This is a genomic window from Leifsonia sp. McL0627 (assembly GCF_058244615.1).
In genome coordinates this window covers 870,707-888,148 of sequence record NZ_JBZCGM010000002.1, presented here as the reverse complement: position 1 = coordinate 888,148, position 17,442 = coordinate 870,707, and the positions used below count along the sequence as shown (strand labels likewise).

Annotated in this window: 16 protein-coding genes; 6 read left to right on the top strand and 10 right to left on the bottom strand. The window is 68.8% G+C overall.

Annotated features, from left to right (window positions below; all coding sequences use genetic code 11):
* Window positions 1-19: 19 nt before the first annotated feature.
* The 5 genes from AC37TH_RS04910 to hemE are packed head-to-tail and all read right to left on the bottom strand — an operon-like array spanning window position 20 to window position 3,773.
* A complete protein-coding gene (locus AC37TH_RS04910; RefSeq protein ID WP_490763225.1) occupies window positions 20-235 on the bottom strand; it encodes a DUF3618 domain-containing protein in 216 nt (71 codons plus the stop codon).
* Window positions 225-635 (bottom strand): phage holin family protein, encoded by a 411-nt coding sequence (locus tag AC37TH_RS04905; RefSeq protein WP_490763224.1) that lies wholly within the window; start codon window positions 633-635, stop codon window positions 225-227. The genes AC37TH_RS04910 and AC37TH_RS04905 overlap by 11 nt, the downstream gene beginning before the upstream one ends.
* 25 nt (window positions 636-660) lie before the next feature.
* Window positions 661-1,035, bottom strand: coding sequence for a hypothetical protein (locus AC37TH_RS04900; RefSeq protein ID WP_490763223.1), 375 nt, complete (start codon window positions 1,033-1,035; stop codon window positions 661-663).
* Window positions 1,036-1,050: 15 nt separating this feature from the next.
* A complete protein-coding gene (gene hemG / locus AC37TH_RS04895) occupies window positions 1,051-2,649 on the bottom strand; it encodes a protoporphyrinogen oxidase (RefSeq protein ID WP_490763222.1) in 1,599 nt (532 codons plus the stop codon).
* Window positions 2,646-3,773 carry a uroporphyrinogen decarboxylase gene (gene hemE / locus AC37TH_RS04890; protein WP_490763221.1) on the bottom strand — a complete coding sequence of 376 codons (1,128 nt, stop codon included), beginning with the start codon at window positions 3,771-3,773 and terminating at the stop codon, window positions 2,646-2,648. The genes hemG and hemE overlap by 4 nt, the downstream gene beginning before the upstream one ends.
* A gap of 98 nt (window positions 3,774-3,871) precedes the next feature.
* Here hemE and AC37TH_RS04885 point away from each other — a divergent pair, with 98 nt between their 5' ends.
* From AC37TH_RS04885 to AC37TH_RS04860, 6 genes are all read left to right on the top strand, one after another.
* Window positions 3,872-5,182: a glutamyl-tRNA reductase gene (locus AC37TH_RS04885; protein ID WP_490763220.1), complete on the top strand. Its 1,311-nt coding sequence runs from the start codon at window positions 3,872-3,874 to the stop codon at window positions 5,180-5,182.
* A 34-nt stretch (window positions 5,183-5,216) separates the two neighbouring features.
* Entirely contained in the window at window positions 5,217-5,825 is a 609-nt protein-coding gene (locus AC37TH_RS04880; protein ID WP_490763219.1) for a GNAT family N-acetyltransferase, read from the top strand.
* Between the two features lie 117 nt (window positions 5,826-5,942).
* A complete protein-coding gene (locus AC37TH_RS04875) occupies window positions 5,943-7,331 on the top strand; it encodes a glycine--tRNA ligase (RefSeq protein ID WP_490763218.1) in 1,389 nt (462 codons plus the stop codon).
* Between the two features lie 170 nt (window positions 7,332-7,501).
* Window positions 7,502-8,785, top strand: a complete 1,284-nt coding sequence (locus AC37TH_RS04870; RefSeq protein WP_490763217.1) for an alpha/beta hydrolase — start codon at window positions 7,502-7,504, stop codon at window positions 8,783-8,785.
* Window positions 8,786-8,796: 11 nt separating this feature from the next.
* Window positions 8,797-11,352, top strand: coding sequence for a phosphatidylglycerol lysyltransferase domain-containing protein (locus tag AC37TH_RS04865; RefSeq protein WP_490763216.1), 2,556 nt, complete (start codon window positions 8,797-8,799; stop codon window positions 11,350-11,352).
* Window positions 11,353-11,416: 64 nt separating this feature from the next.
* Window positions 11,417-12,478 (top strand): NAD-dependent epimerase/dehydratase family protein, encoded by a 1,062-nt coding sequence (locus AC37TH_RS04860; RefSeq protein ID WP_490763215.1) that lies wholly within the window; start codon window positions 11,417-11,419, stop codon window positions 12,476-12,478.
* On the opposite strand, the gene AC37TH_RS04855 is transcribed toward AC37TH_RS04860, so the two are convergent.
* The 5 genes from AC37TH_RS04855 to AC37TH_RS04835 form a co-directional block, all read right to left on the bottom strand.
* Window positions 12,475-13,383, bottom strand: coding sequence for a hypothetical protein (locus AC37TH_RS04855; RefSeq protein ID WP_490763214.1), 909 nt, complete (start codon window positions 13,381-13,383; stop codon window positions 12,475-12,477). The two genes, AC37TH_RS04860 and AC37TH_RS04855, sit on opposite strands and share 4 nt — an antisense overlap.
* 184 nt (window positions 13,384-13,567) lie before the next feature.
* A complete protein-coding gene (locus AC37TH_RS04850) occupies window positions 13,568-14,476 on the bottom strand; it encodes a serine hydrolase (protein ID WP_490763213.1) in 909 nt (302 codons plus the stop codon).
* A 157-nt stretch (window positions 14,477-14,633) separates the two neighbouring features.
* Entirely contained in the window at window positions 14,634-16,604 is a 1,971-nt protein-coding gene (locus AC37TH_RS04845) for a M13 family metallopeptidase (protein WP_490763212.1), read from the bottom strand.
* A 9-nt stretch (window positions 16,605-16,613) separates the two neighbouring features.
* A complete protein-coding gene (locus tag AC37TH_RS04840) occupies window positions 16,614-17,045 on the bottom strand; it encodes a hypothetical protein (RefSeq protein ID WP_490763211.1) in 432 nt (143 codons plus the stop codon).
* Between the two features lie 132 nt (window positions 17,046-17,177).
* Window positions 17,178-17,417, bottom strand: coding sequence for a hypothetical protein (locus AC37TH_RS04835; RefSeq protein WP_490763210.1), 240 nt, complete (start codon window positions 17,415-17,417; stop codon window positions 17,178-17,180).
* Window positions 17,418-17,442 lie beyond the last annotated feature (25 nt).

Here is a 17,442-nt window from a genome sequence, read left to right as displayed (position 1 = left end):
GCCGAAACGACGGGATGCGTCACTTCGACGTGGAGCGGACGATCAGCCAGACCACACCGGCCACGGCGGCTGCAGCGGCAACAGCGATGCCGATCAGCGCGAGCGGGTTGTCTTGGCGCATGCGCTCGACGCGCTCCACGGTGCGCTTGGGGACGTTGAGCTTGTATTCGATGGCGTCGAGGGTGGCGGCGAGTTCGTTGCGGGCCCGCTGCACATCGCTGGTGTCAGTTGTCATACTTGCCCATCCCCTTGAACGCCTCGGTGTCCTCTTTGATGCTGTCGATCGTCTCGCTCGGCGCGACGCCGTTCATCTTCTTGAACGATGCGACACCCAGCAGGATGAGGACGCCGGCCAGGAGGAGCAGGGCGACGAACACGATCAGCGCGGACAGCCATCCGGGCAGCACGACGGCGAGACCCAGGATCGCCGCGGCGACGAGCGTGCCGAGAGCGAAGAAGATGAAGCCCGCGGCCCCGGCGAGGAGACCTATGCCGACCCCGGCATACTTCGCCTTCTCGGCGAATTCCGCCTTGAGGTGGGCGAGCTCGGCCTTCAGCAGGTCGATGAGCAGCCGCGGAAGGTCGGAGATCAGCGCGACCAGCGATCGCGACCGTGCGCGTTCGTCGTCAGTCATACCCGTCACCGTACTCCTGCCCAGGTCAAACCCGCTTGCCGTCGGTCGAGGATGCGCCCGACGCCGTTTCCGTCGCCGTTTCCGTCGCCGTGTCCGTCGCCGTGTCCGCCGCCCTGACGGCGGCCTCCGCTGCCGGCGCCGGGATCGGGGCCTTGGCCTCCTGGCGGCGCTGGCCGGCCTGCGCGATCAGCTTCTTGGCGCTGTCGACGACGGCGCCGGGAACCTCACCGACCTTGGCGGCGACGTAGTCCTCGACGGCGCCGACCTGCTTCTGGATGCCCGGCGACTCCCAGACCTTGGTCGCTGCCGCCTTCATCTGCTCGTAGCGCTTTCGCCCAGCCCGCGTGCCGAGCACATAGCCCACACCGGCGCCGGCGATGAAGAGAAGCTTTCCGCGCATTGCGCACCCCGTTCGTCAAAGGTTCTCGGTCAGTGCCTTCCAGCGTAGCCCCCTGGCCCGCTCGGCCGAGGCGCGTGCATCCGGGATGACGGAGGCGAGCCCTGTGCCGGTCAGCCACGAGCCGGTGACCTCGATGCCGTCGACGGCCGCTGCCGCCTCCCTGACTGCCGCAATGCGCTTCCCCTCGCCGAGCGCGGCGTACGGGAGGGCGTTGGTCCAGCTCGTGCGCGCGAACGCGGCGACGTCGGATTCCGTCAGCGGAATATCCAGGAGCGTCGCCGCGTCGGCGACGGCGAGTGCGCGCAGGGCAGCGTCGTCGAGGCCGGCGGTCTCGGAGGATTTGCCCGCGCGGCCGTAAGAGAGGCGCACGATGTGCTTCCCTGGCCCTGCCGCGTCGGCCAGCCACGCCCACTTCGCGGTCGAATGGGTCATCGCCTTCGCGGTGACGTCGGTGCGCTCGGAGTCGGAGACGAGCACTCCGGTGCCGCGCGGAGCGGAGGCGAGGCGGCCGTCGGTGAGCACGAGCGTGACCAGCTCGACGCTCGACGCGGGCGGCCAGTCGAGATCGGCGAGCGCCGCGAGGTCGGGCGACGCGGAGCCGAGCATGGCGAGGGCCGCCGGCGCCGGGGTGGCGATGATCACGACGTCGGCCGGGAGCTCGTCGCCGTCTGCGAGGCGGACGGTCCAGCGGGCCGGGAGAACCTCGGCGGCCGGTTCCGCATCCGGAGCAGCGGCGTCGGGTTCGTCCACCGGCGCAACGTCCACGGCCGGCGCCGTCCACGGCTCGACGGAGACGACCTGCGCGTCCGTCCGCAACGCTCCGCCGCGCGCGGCGATGTCCGCGGCGAGCGCCGCGGGGAGCCGCCACATCCCGCCGGTGATCCCGCCGACAGCACTGCCGGCCTTTGCGTTCGCGCGCAGCTCGCCGACGGCGCCGGAGAGCGACCCGAGTCTGGTGAGCGCGTTGTTGAGACCGGGGGCGACCACATCCACGTCGAGGTCGTCCGGCTGGGCGGAGTAGACGCCGGTGGCGACGGGGGCGACCAGGCGGTCGAGGACCTTCGCGCCCATGCGCTTGCGCACGAGGACGCCCAGCCTCTTCTCTTTTCCGATGGTCAGCACGGGCAGAAGCCTGTCCAGGTAGGCGCGCAGCGCGCCGCCCCAGCCGATCGCGGCGACCACGTCGGCGGCGAGCGGCGAACTCGGGATGCCCAGCAGTCCGGCCTTGGGAAGAGGCACGGTCCGCGACCCGTAGCGCACCCACGCTCCCGCAGGGTTGGGCTGCACAACGTCGCCGGACAGACCGAGCTCCTCGATCAGCGTCGCGACGTGGCCGCCGCGGGTGGCGAAGCTCTCCGCGCCGGCGTCGACGGCGATGCCGCCGACCTCGAGTTCGGCGACGGAGCCGCCGAACCGGCCGGACGATTCGAGCAGGGTGACCGCGAAGCCGGGCCTGGCGCAGTCACGCGCCGCGACCAGCCCGGCCATGCCCCCGCCGATCACGACCACGCGCGACGGCGGCGCTTCGATCGCGCTCCGGAGCTCGGCCGCGTTCAGGAGCTCGGCGTTCGGGAGCCCGGCATTTGAGGAGTCGTCGCCCTGGAACGCGCTCATCGTCCGTGGACGAACTCGACCAGGCGGGTGAGCACGGCGGGGTCGGTCTCCGGCGGGACGCCGTGGCCGAGGTTGAGGACGTGCGACGGCGCATCAACGCCGCGGGCGAGCACGTCGACGACGTGCGCCTGCAGCACCTCCCACGGGGCGTCGAGCATGGCAGGGTCCACGTTGCCCTGCAAGGGCACGACGTGTCCGAGCCTGCGGCTCGCCTCGTCCAGCGGGATGCGGTAGTCGACGCCGACCACATCGGCCCCGACCTCGTGCATCGCCCGGAGCAGCTCGCCCGTGCCGACGCCGAAGTGCACGATGGGCACGTTGCGGGTCTGAGCGCCCTGCTGGCCGTCCGCCGCATCCACTGCTGCCTCATAGGTGAGGTCGCGCACGTGCGACAGCGCCCTGGTGGACGCGGGAGCCACGTGCTCCGTGTAGTCGTGCAGCGAGAGCGAACCGGCCCACGAGTCGAACAGCTGCGCGGCACTCGCACCGGCCAGCACCTGCGCGCGGAGGAAGGCGCCCGTGACGTCGGCCGTCCACGCCATGAGCTTGGCCCAGGCCGCCGGGTCTGCGTGCATCATCGTGCGCGCCCGGATGTGGTCCTTCGACGGCCCGCCCTCGACCAGATAGGCGGCCAGGGTGAACGGCGCTCCCGCGAAGCCGATCAGCGGGGTCTCACCCAGCTCGGCGACGGTGAGGCGGACGGCCTCGACGATCGGGGCGAACACCTCGGCGTCGAGCGACTCGGGGTGGACGGCGGTGAGACGGTCGACATCCGCCGACGTGCGCACCGGGCTGCCGAGCACTGGCCCCTTGCCCGGCACGATGTCGACGTCGACGCCCGCCAGCCGCAACGGGATGACGATGTCGCTGAAGAAGATGCCGGCGTCGACGCCGTGACGGCGGACCGGCTGCAGGGTGATCTCGCTGGCGAGGGCCGGGTCGAGACAGGCGTCGAGCATCCGGGTACCGACCCGCAGTTCACGGTATTCGGGGAGGGAGCGGCCTGCCTGGCGCATGAACCAGACGGGCGTCACCTCCTGCCGTTCCCCCTGATATGCGCGGACGAGGCGACTGGATGCGGTGCGCCCGGCGGCGAGTGGATGGGACGGGTCGAGGGTGTTCACCCCTTGATTCTGCCAAAGTGCAGGGAATCCAACCTGAGCGCCCGGCCTGAACGCCCGCCGATTCGAGGTTCCGCCCCGGCAAGCGTAGGCTCTCAGGCGTGCTTCTGTGCTTCTCGTCGAGTCACCGCACTGCGGACTTCGACCTCCTGGAACGGCTCGAGCGAAACGCTCCGGCCGTCACCGCCGCACTCGCCGAGCACAGCGAGGTCATCAGCGGGTCGGTCGTCCTGGCCACCTGCAACCGATTCGAGGCGTACCTCGACATCGACGAACCTCTCCCCGCTGCGCGCGCCGTGTCCGCCGAGACCGTGATCGAGGCCGTGAGCGCCGCCTCCGGAATCGACGCCGACGAGCTGCGCGCCTCCAGCACCGTGATCTGCGACCACGGCGTCGCCGAGCACCTGTTCGCCGTGTCGAGCGGACTCGAATCCGTGGTCGTCGGCGAGGGCGAGATCGCCGGGCAGGTGCGACGCTCGCTCGAAGCGGCCCGCGCATCCGGAACGGTCACCAGCGAACTCGAACGCCTCTTCCAGGGCGCGTCCCGCACCTCCCGCGGCGTCAAGAACCGCACCGGCATCACCACGGCAGGCCGCTCGATGGTGCGCCTGGCGCTCGACCTCGCCGAGAGCCGCGTCACCGACTGGGCGTCCACCCGCGTGCTGCTCGTCGGCACCGGCGCGTACGCCGGAGCTAGCCTCGCCGCCCTGCGCGACCGCGGCGTCACCGACGTGCGCGTGTTCTCGCCGTCTGGCCGCGCCGCCAAGTTCGCGGTTTCGCACGCGATCGAGCCGGTCGAGCCTGGCTATCTGATGGATGCGCTGGCCGCGAGCGACCTCGTCGTCACCTGCAGCATCGCGACGGACCCGATCCTCACCAAGCCGCAGCTCGCCCAGGCCATGCTGCGCAAGGAGGCCGTCGAGCGCCGCCTCATCATCGACCTCGGACTCCCCCGCAACGTCGACCCCGCCATCGCAGAACTGCAGGGCGCCGAACTGCTCGACCTCGAGACCATCAGCAGGCACGCGCCGCTCGAAGAGTTGAACGCCGCGGAGGATGCGCGGAACATCGTCGGCGCCGCCGCCGCCGAATTCGCCGCCCAGTCTGCCGAGCAGGCAGTCACCCCCGCCCTCGTCGCGCTCCGCGGGCACGTCTTCGACCTGCTCGACGCAGAGATCGAACGGGCACGCAGCAGAGGCGACGCCAGCGAGCAGACCGAAGCCGCCCTGCGCCACCTGGCCGGTGTGCTCCTGCACACCCCGTCCGTCCGGGCACGCGAACTCGCCCGCGACGGCGACGCCCAGTCGTTCGTCGACGCGGCCAACGCCCTCTACGGGCTCGACGTCGGCCCTGTCGCGGAGCGCCGCCTGCGCGCCGTCGACGACGGCACCGCCGAGAGCGCCGCATCCTGAGCGATCACCACCGCACCACTCGATGAGGAGACACGTGAGCGACGAAGCTGACGACCCCCACGGCGCCACCGGGCTGCCATACGCCGCGGAGGAGCTCCGCACCGAGCGACTGATGCTGCGCCCGCTCAACACCGGCGACCTCGACGACGTGCACGAGTACCAGAAGCGCAAAGACGTCGTCCGCTACCTCTACTGGGAGGTGCACGACCACGAGGAGTCGGCCAAACACCTCAAGAAGCGGCTCGCGATGAACCGGCTGGAGAACGACGGCGACGGCCTCGTCTACGCCGTCGAGCTGCCCGACCCGGCGGGCGGGCACGGCCGTGTCGTTGGAGACATGAGCATCTTCCTGAAGAGCGCGGAGCACGGGCAGGTCGAGATCGGCTGGGTGTTCCACCCGGCCGTGCACGGTCGCGGCTACGCGACGGAGGCGGCCGAGCGTGTGCTCGAAATCTGCTTCGGCACCCTCGGCGCGCACCGCGTCTTCGCCCAGCTCGACCCGCGCAACGAGGCCTCCGCGCGACTCTGCGAACGACTCGGGATGCGCCAAGAGGCCCTCCTGCGCCAGAACGAGATCTTCAAAGGCGAGTGGGGCGACACCGCCATCTACGCCCTCCTCGACTCCGACTACCGCGCCCGCTGACCCGCATCCCGTACCCGCACCGATTGCGAAAGTGGGCGAGTTGGGGATGGTCGGTAGGATTGTGGGGCGGGCCGCGTCCCGGAACACCCCACAATTCGCAGGACACAGGGAGCACCATTGGCTGAACAGTCACGTCTCGACTCGGTAATCACGCTGGCGCAGCACCGCGGCTTCGTCTTCCCCTCCGGCGACATCTACGGCGGCACCCGCTCCGCCTGGGACTACGGCCCCCTCGGCGTCGAGCTCAAAGAGAACATCAAGCGTGAGTGGTGGAACGCGTTCGTGCGCGGCCGCGGCGACATGGTCGGACTCGACTCCGCCATCATCCTGCCGACCGCCGTGTGGGAGGCGTCGGGTCACGTCAAGGTGTTCAGCGACCCGCTCACCGAGTCGCTCATCACCCACAAGCGCTACCGCGCCGACCACCTGTTCGAGGCGTACGAGGCCGCACACGGTCACCCGCCGGTCAACGGCCTGGCCGACATCGCAGACCCCGACCACCCGGACAAGATCGGCCAGTGGACCGAGATCCGCCAGTTCTCCGGCCTGATGAAGACCTACCTCGGCGTCGTGGACGACGAATCCGGCGTGCACTACCTCCGCCCGGAGACCGCGCAGGGCATCTTCACCGACTTCGCAGCGGTGCTGCAGACAGCGCGCAAGAAGCCGCCGTTCGGCATCGGCCAGATCGGCAAGGCGTTCCGCAACGAGATCACGCCAGGAAACTTCATCTTCCGCACCCGCGAGTTCGAGCAGATGGAGATCGAGTTCTTCGTCGAGCCGGGCACCGACGAAGAGTGGCAGCAGACCTGGATGGACCTCTGCTGGAACTGGTTCATCGACCTCGGCATGACGCCGGAGAACATCCGCTGGTTCGAGCACCCGAAGGACAAGCTCGCGCACTACTCGAAGCGCACCGTCGACATCGAGTACAAGTTCAACTTCACCGGCAGCGAGTGGGGCGAGCTGATGGGTGTCGCCAACCGCACCGATTACGACCTCAAGACGCACATCGAGAACTCGGGCAAAGACCTGAGCTACTTCGACCAGAACAAGAACGAGCGCTACGTGCCGTTCGTGATCGAGCCGTCCTTCGGCCTGACGCGTGCGCTGATGGCGTTCCTGGTCGACGCGTACGACGAGGAGGAGGTGCCGAACGCCAAGGGCAAGACGGACAAGCGCACGGTCCTGCGCCTCGACCCGCGGCTCGCGCCCGTCAAGGTCGCCGTGCTCCCGCTCTCCCGCAACGAGGCCCTGTCCCCCCTCGCCCGTTCGCTCGCCGACCACCTGCGCAAGCGCCGCAACGTCGACTTCGACGACTCGGGCGCGATCGGTCGCCGCTACCGCCGCCAGGACGAGATCGGCACGCCGCTCTGCGTCACGGTCGACTTCGACTCCCTCGAAGACAACGCCGTCACGGTGCGCGACCGCGACACGATGCAGCAGGAGCGCATCCCGATCGACGAGCTCGACCTGTACCTGGCCAAGCGCCTCAAGGAGATCTGAGTCACAGCTCCTGCCACTCGCTCCACTTCGTCCCCCGCCGCGGCCACCGCCCGGCGGGGTTCGTCGTTTCCTGACCGTCCCGAATCAGTACCTGCATTTCGAGGCAGCCCACTAGGGTGGTGCCACGCGGGAACGGGGACAGCGGCAGCGGGAGCAGTGGGGAGGCGGCGATGGACCTCGTGTGGGGCATCCGCATCATCGACGGACCGGTCTACTGGACGTTCCTGCTGGCCAGCGCTGTCTTCTTCCTCTACCTGCTCATCCGGAGGCCGACTGGACGCTGGATCGCCACCGCGCTGATCGGCCTGCTCGGCGGCGCCGTCGTCGCGGCCGGGCTGTTCTTCCTGGTCAACGCGCTCGACGCGTTCGGGACACCGTTGCCGAACCAGGTGGCGTTCTGGACCATGGCCACCTTCGCCGCCATCGGCCTCGGGATCGTGAACCTCTGGAGTTCTCGCTGGTGGCGCAAGACCCTCGCCGCGATCGGCATCGTGGTGTTCGCGATCACCGGCACGCTCGGCGTCAACGGGTACTACGGGCTCGACCCGACCATCGGCTCCCTGTTCGGGATCAGCACGACCACGAAGATCGACATCCACCCGATCACCACCAGCACCGCCGACCCGACGAAACCGCTCTTCGAGACCTGGAAGCCACCGGCGGACATGCCGAAGACCGGGCAGCAGGGCAGCCAGGAGATCCCGTCGAGCGGGTTCGCCGCGCGGCCGGCAGGCATCTACCTTCCCCCGGCGGCGCTCGTCAAGAACGCGCCGCCGCTGCCGGTCGTGATCTTCATGATGGGCTATCCGGGCAACCCGGACCCGCAGTACATCGGGGGTGTGCTCGACGAATACGCCGCCAAGCACAACGGTCTCGCGCCGATCGCCGTCGTCGCCGACCAGATCGGCACGCAGGGCGACCCGGCCTGCGCGGACTCCTCGGCGTTCGGCGCCGCCGAGACGTACATCACGAAAGACGTTCCCGCCTGGATCCGGACCCACCTGAACGTGCTCAAGGATCCGAAGTACTGGACCATCGGCGGATACTCCAACGGCGGTGCCTGCTCGTTCAAATACGCGGCGGAGTTCCCCGACCAGTTCCGCAACCTGATGGTCGTGTCCGGCGACGAGTACCCGGGCGTCGAGATCCAGCGCCAGACCATCGCCCAGGTGTTCGGGGGCAGCACGGCGGCCTTCGACGCCGCGAAGCCGACCTCGATCCTCGACGCGAACCCCAGCCGGTACGCGAACACGACAGCCGTGTTCACCGTCGGCGGCAACGACCCCACGTTCGTGCCCGGGGCGGAGCGCAACGCGAAAGCGGCGGAGGCTGCCGGCATGAAGACCACGTACTACGTCGTCCCGGGAGCCGGCCACGTTGTCGACGCGCTCGAGGGCGGACTGAAGAAGGACTTCGAGATCCTCTACCCGGTTCTCGGGTTGAGCAGACCGTGACGGAGGAGACCGTGAGCACCACCGACACACAGCACGCAGCCCCGGATGCGCCGGGCACGCCGCCGCGCAAGCCCCCGGCGCCGTTCTGGCAGGCGGCCGGCCGCTACGCGCGCGCCGCCCCGGCGAGCATCGCCCTCGTGATCGTCGTGATCGTCACCTCGATCCTCACCAGCACGATGTGGATGCCGGCGAGCATCGGCGGCGACTCGCTGGTCTGGGCGGCCGGTGTGACCTCGACGATCCAGGCCGGATTCTGGTGGACGCCGTTCACTGCGCTGTTCGTCACGGAGGACCCCGCGCAGCTGATCATCGTGATCATCCTCGCGCTCACGCTGCTCGCAACGGCCGAGCGCCTGATCGGCACGCTGCGCACGGTGATCGCGTTCCTCGTCACCGGGGTCGTCGGGATCACCCTCGGGGTGCTTCTGCAGTGGTCCGCCGCCTCCTTCGGGGAGATCTGGGCGACGAGCACCGAATTCGACTTCACCCTCGACCCGACCATCGGGATCATCGGCGCACTGATCACAGCGAGCGCGTTCGCCTCCGCACTGTGGCGGAGGCGCATCCGGTTGCTGACGTTCGCCGTGGTGCTGATGTTCGTGCTCTACAACGGCGACCAGAACAACGTCTACCGCTTGATCGCCGCGCTGCTCGGTCTTGCGCTCGGGACGATCCTGCGACCGGGAACGGTGAAACGCATCCGGCGCAGCTCACACGCCGAGACCAGGAACCTGGTGGCCGCGCTCATCGGGATCACGGCGTTCGGGCCGCTCGTCGCCCTCCTGCCGCCCGGCGGTCTCGGCCCGCTCTCGTTCATCAGCGCCCTGTTCGAGCACCAGCAGGTGCCGCAGAGCGTGATCGACCAGTGCGACAAGGACTTCACGGCCAACTGCAAACTGGACCTCGCGCTGTTCTCCGTCGACGGCGTCGGCCCGCTGCTGCTCAGCCTCCTGCCGCTCGTGCTCCTGATCGTGACGGCCCTTGGGCTGCGCCGCGGACGACGGTTCGCCTTCATCCTGGGCATCGTGGTGAACGTGGCGATGATCGTCCTCCCGTTCACGGCGCTGCCGGGCGGCAACCTGACGATCGACGCCAACGACATCAAAGACCTCGCGCCGGCCATCGAACTGCTGTTCTGGATCCTCGCCGCGTTCGTCGTGCCGCTCGCCTCGATCATCCTGCTGCTCGTCACGCGGCGGCAGTTCCAGATCCGGGCCCCGCGGGCGGCGATCGTCCGGTTCGCGATCACCATCGTCATCGCGTTCGTGATCCTCGCTGTCGCCTACCTGATCGCGGGGCTGTCCTCGCTCACCGAGTTCGTGCCGGACGCGACCATCGGGCAGGTGTTCGGCTCGACTCTGCGCCGGTTCGTGCCCGCCGGGTTCGAGTCGATCACCGGGACCGTGATCGTGCCGACGACACCGTTCGTCGTCATCCTGTACCAGTGGGTCGGCCCGCTGTTCTGGACGGTGTTCGTGGTGGCGACCCTCCAGCTCTACCGCGCGACCGCCACCGGACGCACCGTCGGCGACGAACTGCGCTTCCGTGAGCTTCTCAAGCGCGGCGGCGGAGGGACGCTCGGCTTCATGGGCACGTGGCCCGGCAATGTGTACTGGTTCAGCGAAGACCGGGAGGCGGCGATCGCATACCGGGTGGTCAACGGCATCGCGATCACCCTCTCCGACCCGGTCTGCACCCCGGAACGCGCGGAGCGGACGATCACCGAGTTCGTCTCGTTCTGCGACGCCAACAGCTGGGTGCCGGTGTTCTACAGCGTCCACGGCGCATACCTGCCGGTGTTCGACGCGCTCGGCTGGCAGTACATGTCCGTCGGCGAGGAGACGCTGATGCACCCGCAGACCTTCGACATGGCTGGCAAGCCCTGGCAGAAGGTCCGCCAGGCGCACAACCGGGGCCTCAAAGAGAACATCACCACGCTCTGGACCACCTGGGACGACCTTCCGCCGATCCTCGCCACCCAGATCTCCGCCATGAGCGAGCAGTGGGTGTCGGAGAAAGAGCTGCCGGAGATGGGCTTCACCCTCGGAGCCCTGGCCGAGCTGAAAGACCCGGACGTCGCCCTCTACCTCGCGCTCGCGCCGGACGGCGGCCTGCAGGCGATCACCAGCTGGCTGCCCAGCTACCGCGACGGCCGGGTGGTCGGATACACGATCGACTTCATGCGGAGGGGCGACGCCTCCATCCCGGGAATCATGGAGTTCATCATCGCCTCCGCAGCACTCCGGATGCAGGGAGAAGGAGTCGAGGTGCTGAGCCTGTCCGGCGCTCCCCTCGCCACGAAGCCGGTCGTCGACGGCGCGGCTCCGGCCGACCCCGGCACGATGGACAAGCTGCTCGGTTTCCTCGCCCGCACGCTCGAACCGGCGTACGGGTTCGCGTCACTGTTCAAGTTCAAGAGCAAGTTCAACCCGACCTACGAGACGATCTACATGGCGTATCCGGATCCGGTGGCGCTCCCGGCGATCGGCAGCGCGATCGGCAAGGCGTACCTGCCGGACGCCAACGCGCGGGAGTACCTGGCGCTGGCGCGGACGCTGATGAAGTGAGGCTGGTGACGGTGGGGTCGCGGGGGTCGGGGCGGCCGAAGTGAACCCGGCGTAGGTTGGTGCCATGCAGGCCGACACCACCCGCACCGCCATGATCATCGGAGGCACAGGGCAGATCGGCGCTGCCGCCGCCCGCCGCCTCGCCGCCGACGGCTGGTCCGTGCTGATCGCCCACCGCGGCGCCCACTCCGGGGATGCGGCCCTCGCCGACCTCGACGTGACCACGATCCGCCTCGACCGCGACGACACCGCCGCCCTGCTCGACCAGGCGCGCGGCCACGATCTGGTGCTCGACACCGTCGCATACGAACCGCGGCACGCCGACCAGCTCGTTCAGCTCTCCGGCGAGGTCGGCTCGCTCGTCGTCATCTCCACCGGTTCCGTGTACACGGGACGCAACGGCGGATACCTCGACATCGTCACCGGGCCGGACGACTTCCCGGACTATCCGGTCCCGCTGCGCGAAGACGATCCGACGGTCGACAACCGCAAGCGCACGTATTCGCCGCTCAAAGCCGCGATGGAGCGGCGCCTGCTCGCCGCGGACGACCTGCCGGTGAGCATCCTGCGCCCCGGCGCGATCCACGGGCCGTTCAGCCCGGCGCTGCGCGAATGGTTCTTCATCAAACGGGCGCTCGACCGCCGCAGACACGTCGTGCTCTCCGACGACGGCACCAACCGGTTCAGCACGTCGTCCACCGTGAACATCGCCGAACTCGTCGCGCTCTGCGCGGTACAGCCGGGCCACCGGGTGCTGAACGCGGTCGACGACGACAACCTGAGCGTTGCCGAAATCGCCAGGACCGTGTTCGACGCGCTCGACAGGGAGGTGGAGATCGTCACGTTCCCCGGCCCGCCGGTCGACGGGCTCGGGTCGACGCCGTGGACGGTCGCGCATCCACTGGTCATGAGCATGGCGCAGGCGCAGGTGGAGCTCGGCTACCGGGCGCCGGTGACGTACGCCGAGTCGGTCAGGACCGCGATCGACTGGGCGGTCCGGGAAGCGCACGCCGCCGACCGGCGCGACGAAGGGTGGGAGGCGGTGTTCCCGACGCTCGCGGAGCGCGCGGAAGCGGACGGGTGGTTCGAGTACGCGGCGGAGGACGCGTTCCTCGGGGGGCGCTAAGGGCGCGGTCGCTCGTTTCGTAGTGCAGAAACGAAGAGTCCGGGACGTTGCACGTTCACAGTGAGGGTCTGGCCATTGTGGCGCACGGCGACTCCCACCCCCTTTCGAGCGATCAGCCCTACCCCGCTCGCCCCGACCCGGTAGCCCCATCCCCACCAGTCCGATGGGGATATCCAGACGGACGCCATGTTGTCGATCTGCTCTCGATCAATCGAGCACAGAGGAAGTCCCGGGATCAGGCCGCAGACGCGGAACCGATTGCCGTCCAACCGCACGCGCAGCATCGCGAACTCCGCGAGGATCAGTCCAGCGACGAAGAGCACGACCGATGGCGATTCGACCGCTCCGATTGCACCGCCCCAGATCAGCCCTCCCGCGATGAGCGCTGTGCTCCCGACCGCAGAGACCGGCGAAACGACGGCGTCCTCAGCGCTGGCGGAGTCGCTCTGCCCATCCGCATCGACGTCTGCGCCATCGGTGTCCGTGCCGCGAATGTCTTCGATCTCGGCATCCCGCCCGATCATCGAGAAGGGGATGAACCCGTACGCGAAGGCGATCGGGGTCAGAAGTCCCCAACCACCGACGTCAGGAGGCTCAACCGTATTCGCGAAAGCCAACACGAGCCACACGCAGGCGGCCATCGCCGCAAACCCGGCGGCAAGTAGGACCGCGCGCCTGCGGCGCACAACCGTCGCGGACAGTGCTGCGACGCACGCTACGCCGAGGGTGATCGCAAGAACAATGACGGACGCTGTGTGCCCTGACGTCCTCTCGCCGCTCCACTGTGTGGTCATCTCGTCCGGTAAGCGCTCAAGCAGGATCGGCCAGCTCGCAACGATGGCCACGGCCGGCAACCAGCAGAGCAAAACGGCCGCGGTGCGTCGAGCAGACGTCGATTCGCGCACGTGAGTCCTTTCGCCCCGTTTCTCCACCCTGCCTGCTCGTCTCTAACATGACAATATTTCCTTGAGACTCCATGCCCGATCACGAACCTGTGCGCGGCGAGCATCGATTGGTCCCGAATTGCCGTGGCGACTCGTGGGCGCGCGGCAATTCGGGACCACTCGTTGCCGGTCGTACCCGTCGGGGCTAGAAGACGTACTCGAGGAGGTCGGTGCCGACCGTGCGCATCCCCTCGAGGACCGACAGGCGGGAGGCGAGGCTTGCGTCGTCGAAGTACATCGAGACCGCGTATGTGACGCCGGCGCGGGGGCCGCGCAGCACGCCGACCTCGCTGCGGACGCCGTGGTCGACGCCCGTCTTGTTGACGAGGAGGATGCCGTGCTCCGCGTTGCGGTGCGCGTGCGGATCGAGGCCGAACGCGCTCGACACCAGGGAGAAGTCGCTGTTCAGCGACAGCCAGGAGATGACACGCTGGCTGGTCGCCGCGTCCACGATCTCGCCGTGGGCGAGCGCTGAGAACAGCCAGGTGAGCTCGTTGGCGCTGCCGACGGAGAGCTGCGGGGCGTCGTCGGGGCCGCGGTGATCGCGCACCAGGTCGAGCAACGCGGTGCGGGTGAGGCCGAGCGCCTCGGTACGGGCGCTCACGGCTTCGAGACCGACGCGGCGGAGGAGGACGTTGGTGGCCAGGTTGTCGCTGGAGGCTCCGACGAGCGCGGCCAGATCGGCCACGGGGAGGGAGGGGGCGGCGAGGTGCTGCCAGATGCCGGAGCTGCCCACCGCATCCTGAGGGGAACGGTCGAGGAGCGCGAACGGGCTCAGCTCACCGGACTGCAGCCGTGCGGCGACCTCGACCAGCAGCAGGACCTTCCCGATGCTCGCGGTCGGCATCACCACGTGGTCGTCGACCGAGAACAGCACAGCACCCGTGGTCAGGTCGGTCGCGCGAGCAGACACCTGCACCCCGCTCAGCGCCAGGTGCCCGAGAACAGCGAAACCGCGACTGAAGTCCGCTGGGGCGACCGTGCCCCGATGCCGTCCGCGACGGGACGATGCGTGCCTGCTGCGGCGTTCGGAATCCTGGGTCTGGATCGTCACGGGGATGGGGGGTCCTTCGTCCGGGTGGGGAGAATTCGGGTGCGGTCCCCCTGCCGCCGCCGCGCCGTTGGAGTGGGTGGGCTCCCGGCACAACACGCTCGATGTTACCCCGCGAAGAGGGGCAGTGCGCACCCTCTCCGCGGGGAGACGAAACCGGCTACCAGATGGTGACGCGCTGCTCAGGAGCGAGCCACAGGGCGTCGCCCTCCGACACACCGAACGTGTCGTAGAAACCGTCGATGTTGCGCACGATCTGGTTGCAGCGAAACTCGTTCGGCGAGTGCGGGTCGATCGCCAGCAGACGGATGACCTCGGCGTCGCGGCCCTTCTGCTGCCAGGCCTGCGCCCAGCTCAGGAAGAAGCGCTGGGCGCCGGTCAGACCGTCGACCACGGGAGGCTCCTCGCCGTTCAGCGACAGCAGATACGCCTTCCAGGCGATGCCGAGACCGCCCAGGTCGCCGATGTTCTCGCCGATGGTGAGCGCGCCGTTCACGTGGTGGTCCGGCACCTGGGCGGGGGCGAGCGCGTTGTACTGCTCGATCAGGCTGCTGGTGCGCTGCTCGAACGCTTCGCGGTCGGCGGCGGTCCACCAGTCTTGCAGGCGGCCGTCCCCGTCGAACTTGGAACCCTGGTCGTCGAAGCCGTGACCGATCTCGTGGCCGATGACCGCGCCGATCGCGCCGTAGTTGGCCGCAGCATCCCTGGTCTCGTCGAAGAACGGGAACTGCAGGATGGCCGCAGGGAACACGATCTCGTTGAAGCCGGGGTTGTAGTAGGCGTTGATGGTCTGCGGTGTCATGAACCACTCGTCGCGGTCCAGCGGCTTGCCGATCTTGCCCAGCTCGCGGTTGAACTCGAACAGGCTGGTGGCACGCACGTTGGCGACCAGGTCTGCCGGGTCGACCACGAGGGCGGAGTAGTCGCGCCACTTCACCGGGTAGCCGATCTTCGGGGTGAACTTCTCCAGCTTGTCGAGCGCGCGGGCGCGGGTCTCCTCGCCCATCCACTCCAAGGTGCCGATGCTCTGGCGGTAGGCCTCGATGAGGTTGGCTACCAGTGCATCCATGGCCTGCTTGGCGGTGGGCGGGAAGTGCTTCTCGACGTAGATGCGGCCGACGGCCTCGCCCATCGCTCCCTCGACCAGTGAGACGCCGCGCTTCCAGCGGGCACGCATCTGCGGGGTGCCGGTGAGGGTGCGGCCGTAGAAGTCGAAGTTCGCCTCGACGAAGTCGCCGGACAGGTAGGGGGCAGCGCCGTGGATGATCTGCCAGGCGAGCCAGTCCTTCCACGACTCCAGGCGGTCCTCGGTGAGGAGCCCGGCGAGGCCGGAGGTGAACGACGGCTGGCGCAGGACGACCTCGGCGAGAGCGCCGTCCGGGGCGCCGAGCGCCTTCTCCCAGACGCTGAGGTCTGCTCCGTCTTTCGCGTCGCCGGCGAACAGTGCTGCCGCGTCGGCCCAGTCGAACAAGTTGTAGGTCTTCTCGGAGTCGCGCGACTTCACGTTGTCCCAGTGCTGGGCGGCGATCTCCTTCTCCAGGTCGAAGACGCGCTGGGCGCGCTCCGGCGCATCCTGGAATCCGGCGAGCTCGAACATCCGCTGGATGTGGGCGACGAACGCCTCCCGGATGGGCGCGAAGGTCTCCTCGCGGAAGTACGACTCGTCCGGCAGCGAGATGCCGGACTGCTCCACGAAGACGAGGTAGCGCTCGGGGTTGCCCGGGTCGTTGTCGACGAACAGCTGGTAGAAGCCGGCGAGCCCGTGGCGCTCCAGCTTGCCGATGGTCTGCAGCAGGTTCGGGATGCTGTCCACGTCGCTCGCGAACGCCAGCTGGTTCTGGATGGGCGTGGCGCCGAGGGCCTCGATGCGGTCCTCGTCCATGAAGCTCGCGAACAGGTCGCCGAACTTGCGCTCCTCCGTGCCTTCCTGCGCATCCTGGGCTGCCTCGATGATCTCGCGGACGGCCGACTCGGCCTCCTCCGCCAGAATCATGAAGGAGCCCCAGCGCGCCTTGTCGTCTGGGATCTCGGTGCGAGCGATCCACTTGCCGTTCACGTGCCGGAACAGGTCGTCCTGCGGCCGGACGGCGGGATCGAGTTCGGAGGTTTCGATGCCGGAAGTCAGGGTCATTCCGCCAGCCTACGGGGTTCGCGGCGCGGTGCCGAGAGCCCGGAGCCGCAGGTAGGTGGTGAGGAACAGCGCGGCCAGCACGAGCTCGACCAGGACCGAGACGGTCCCGGATGCGCTGCCGAACCCGGCCAGCGACAGGATGGTGTTCACGAGCGCCAGCAGCAGGTAGCCGGCGCCCAGGACGCCGCTCAGCAGCGGTCGCGCGGTCATGCGCCACCACGGGCGCGCGGCGGCGACGGGTTCGCCAGGACCACGGAACATCCGGCTGGCGAGATACCAGCCGGCGAGCTGCAGGATCGAAAGCGCGATGGAGCCTGGCTCCCAGTTCAGCGCGTTGAGCAGGAGCGATAGCCCCACGTTGACGGCGAGCAGCACGACGACGACGATCGCCTTCTGTGCCGGTGTGGTGAAACGCACTGCTGCCCCCTGGATGTTCGCCATCCAGCTTCTCATCCGGGATGCTCTGCTCCCGTCCCGACGCGCGCCTGTGGAAAGCGAGATACCAGTAACTGCGCGCGACACGCCGTGCGGCGGTGCAGTTACTGGTATCTCGGCGCCGCCAGGCGGGCGGGGTCAGGCGAGGATGCGGATGGGGAACGCGGTGAGCGCATCCGAGGGGATGGGCGCGAAGAGGTCGCGGTGCCACAGGCCGTCGTTGTGGCGGACGAGGATGTCGCCGCGGCCGTCCTGCTCCGGGTACGGGGCGAGAATGCGGCTGCCGGCGGGCAGGGTGTCGAGGTCGGACGGAGTCCAGGCTTCGGCGACGGGGTCGAGGGAGTCGAAACGGATTCCGAGAGTTGTTGTGTTCATCATTGCTGTACTTCTTTCAAAGCGTGTG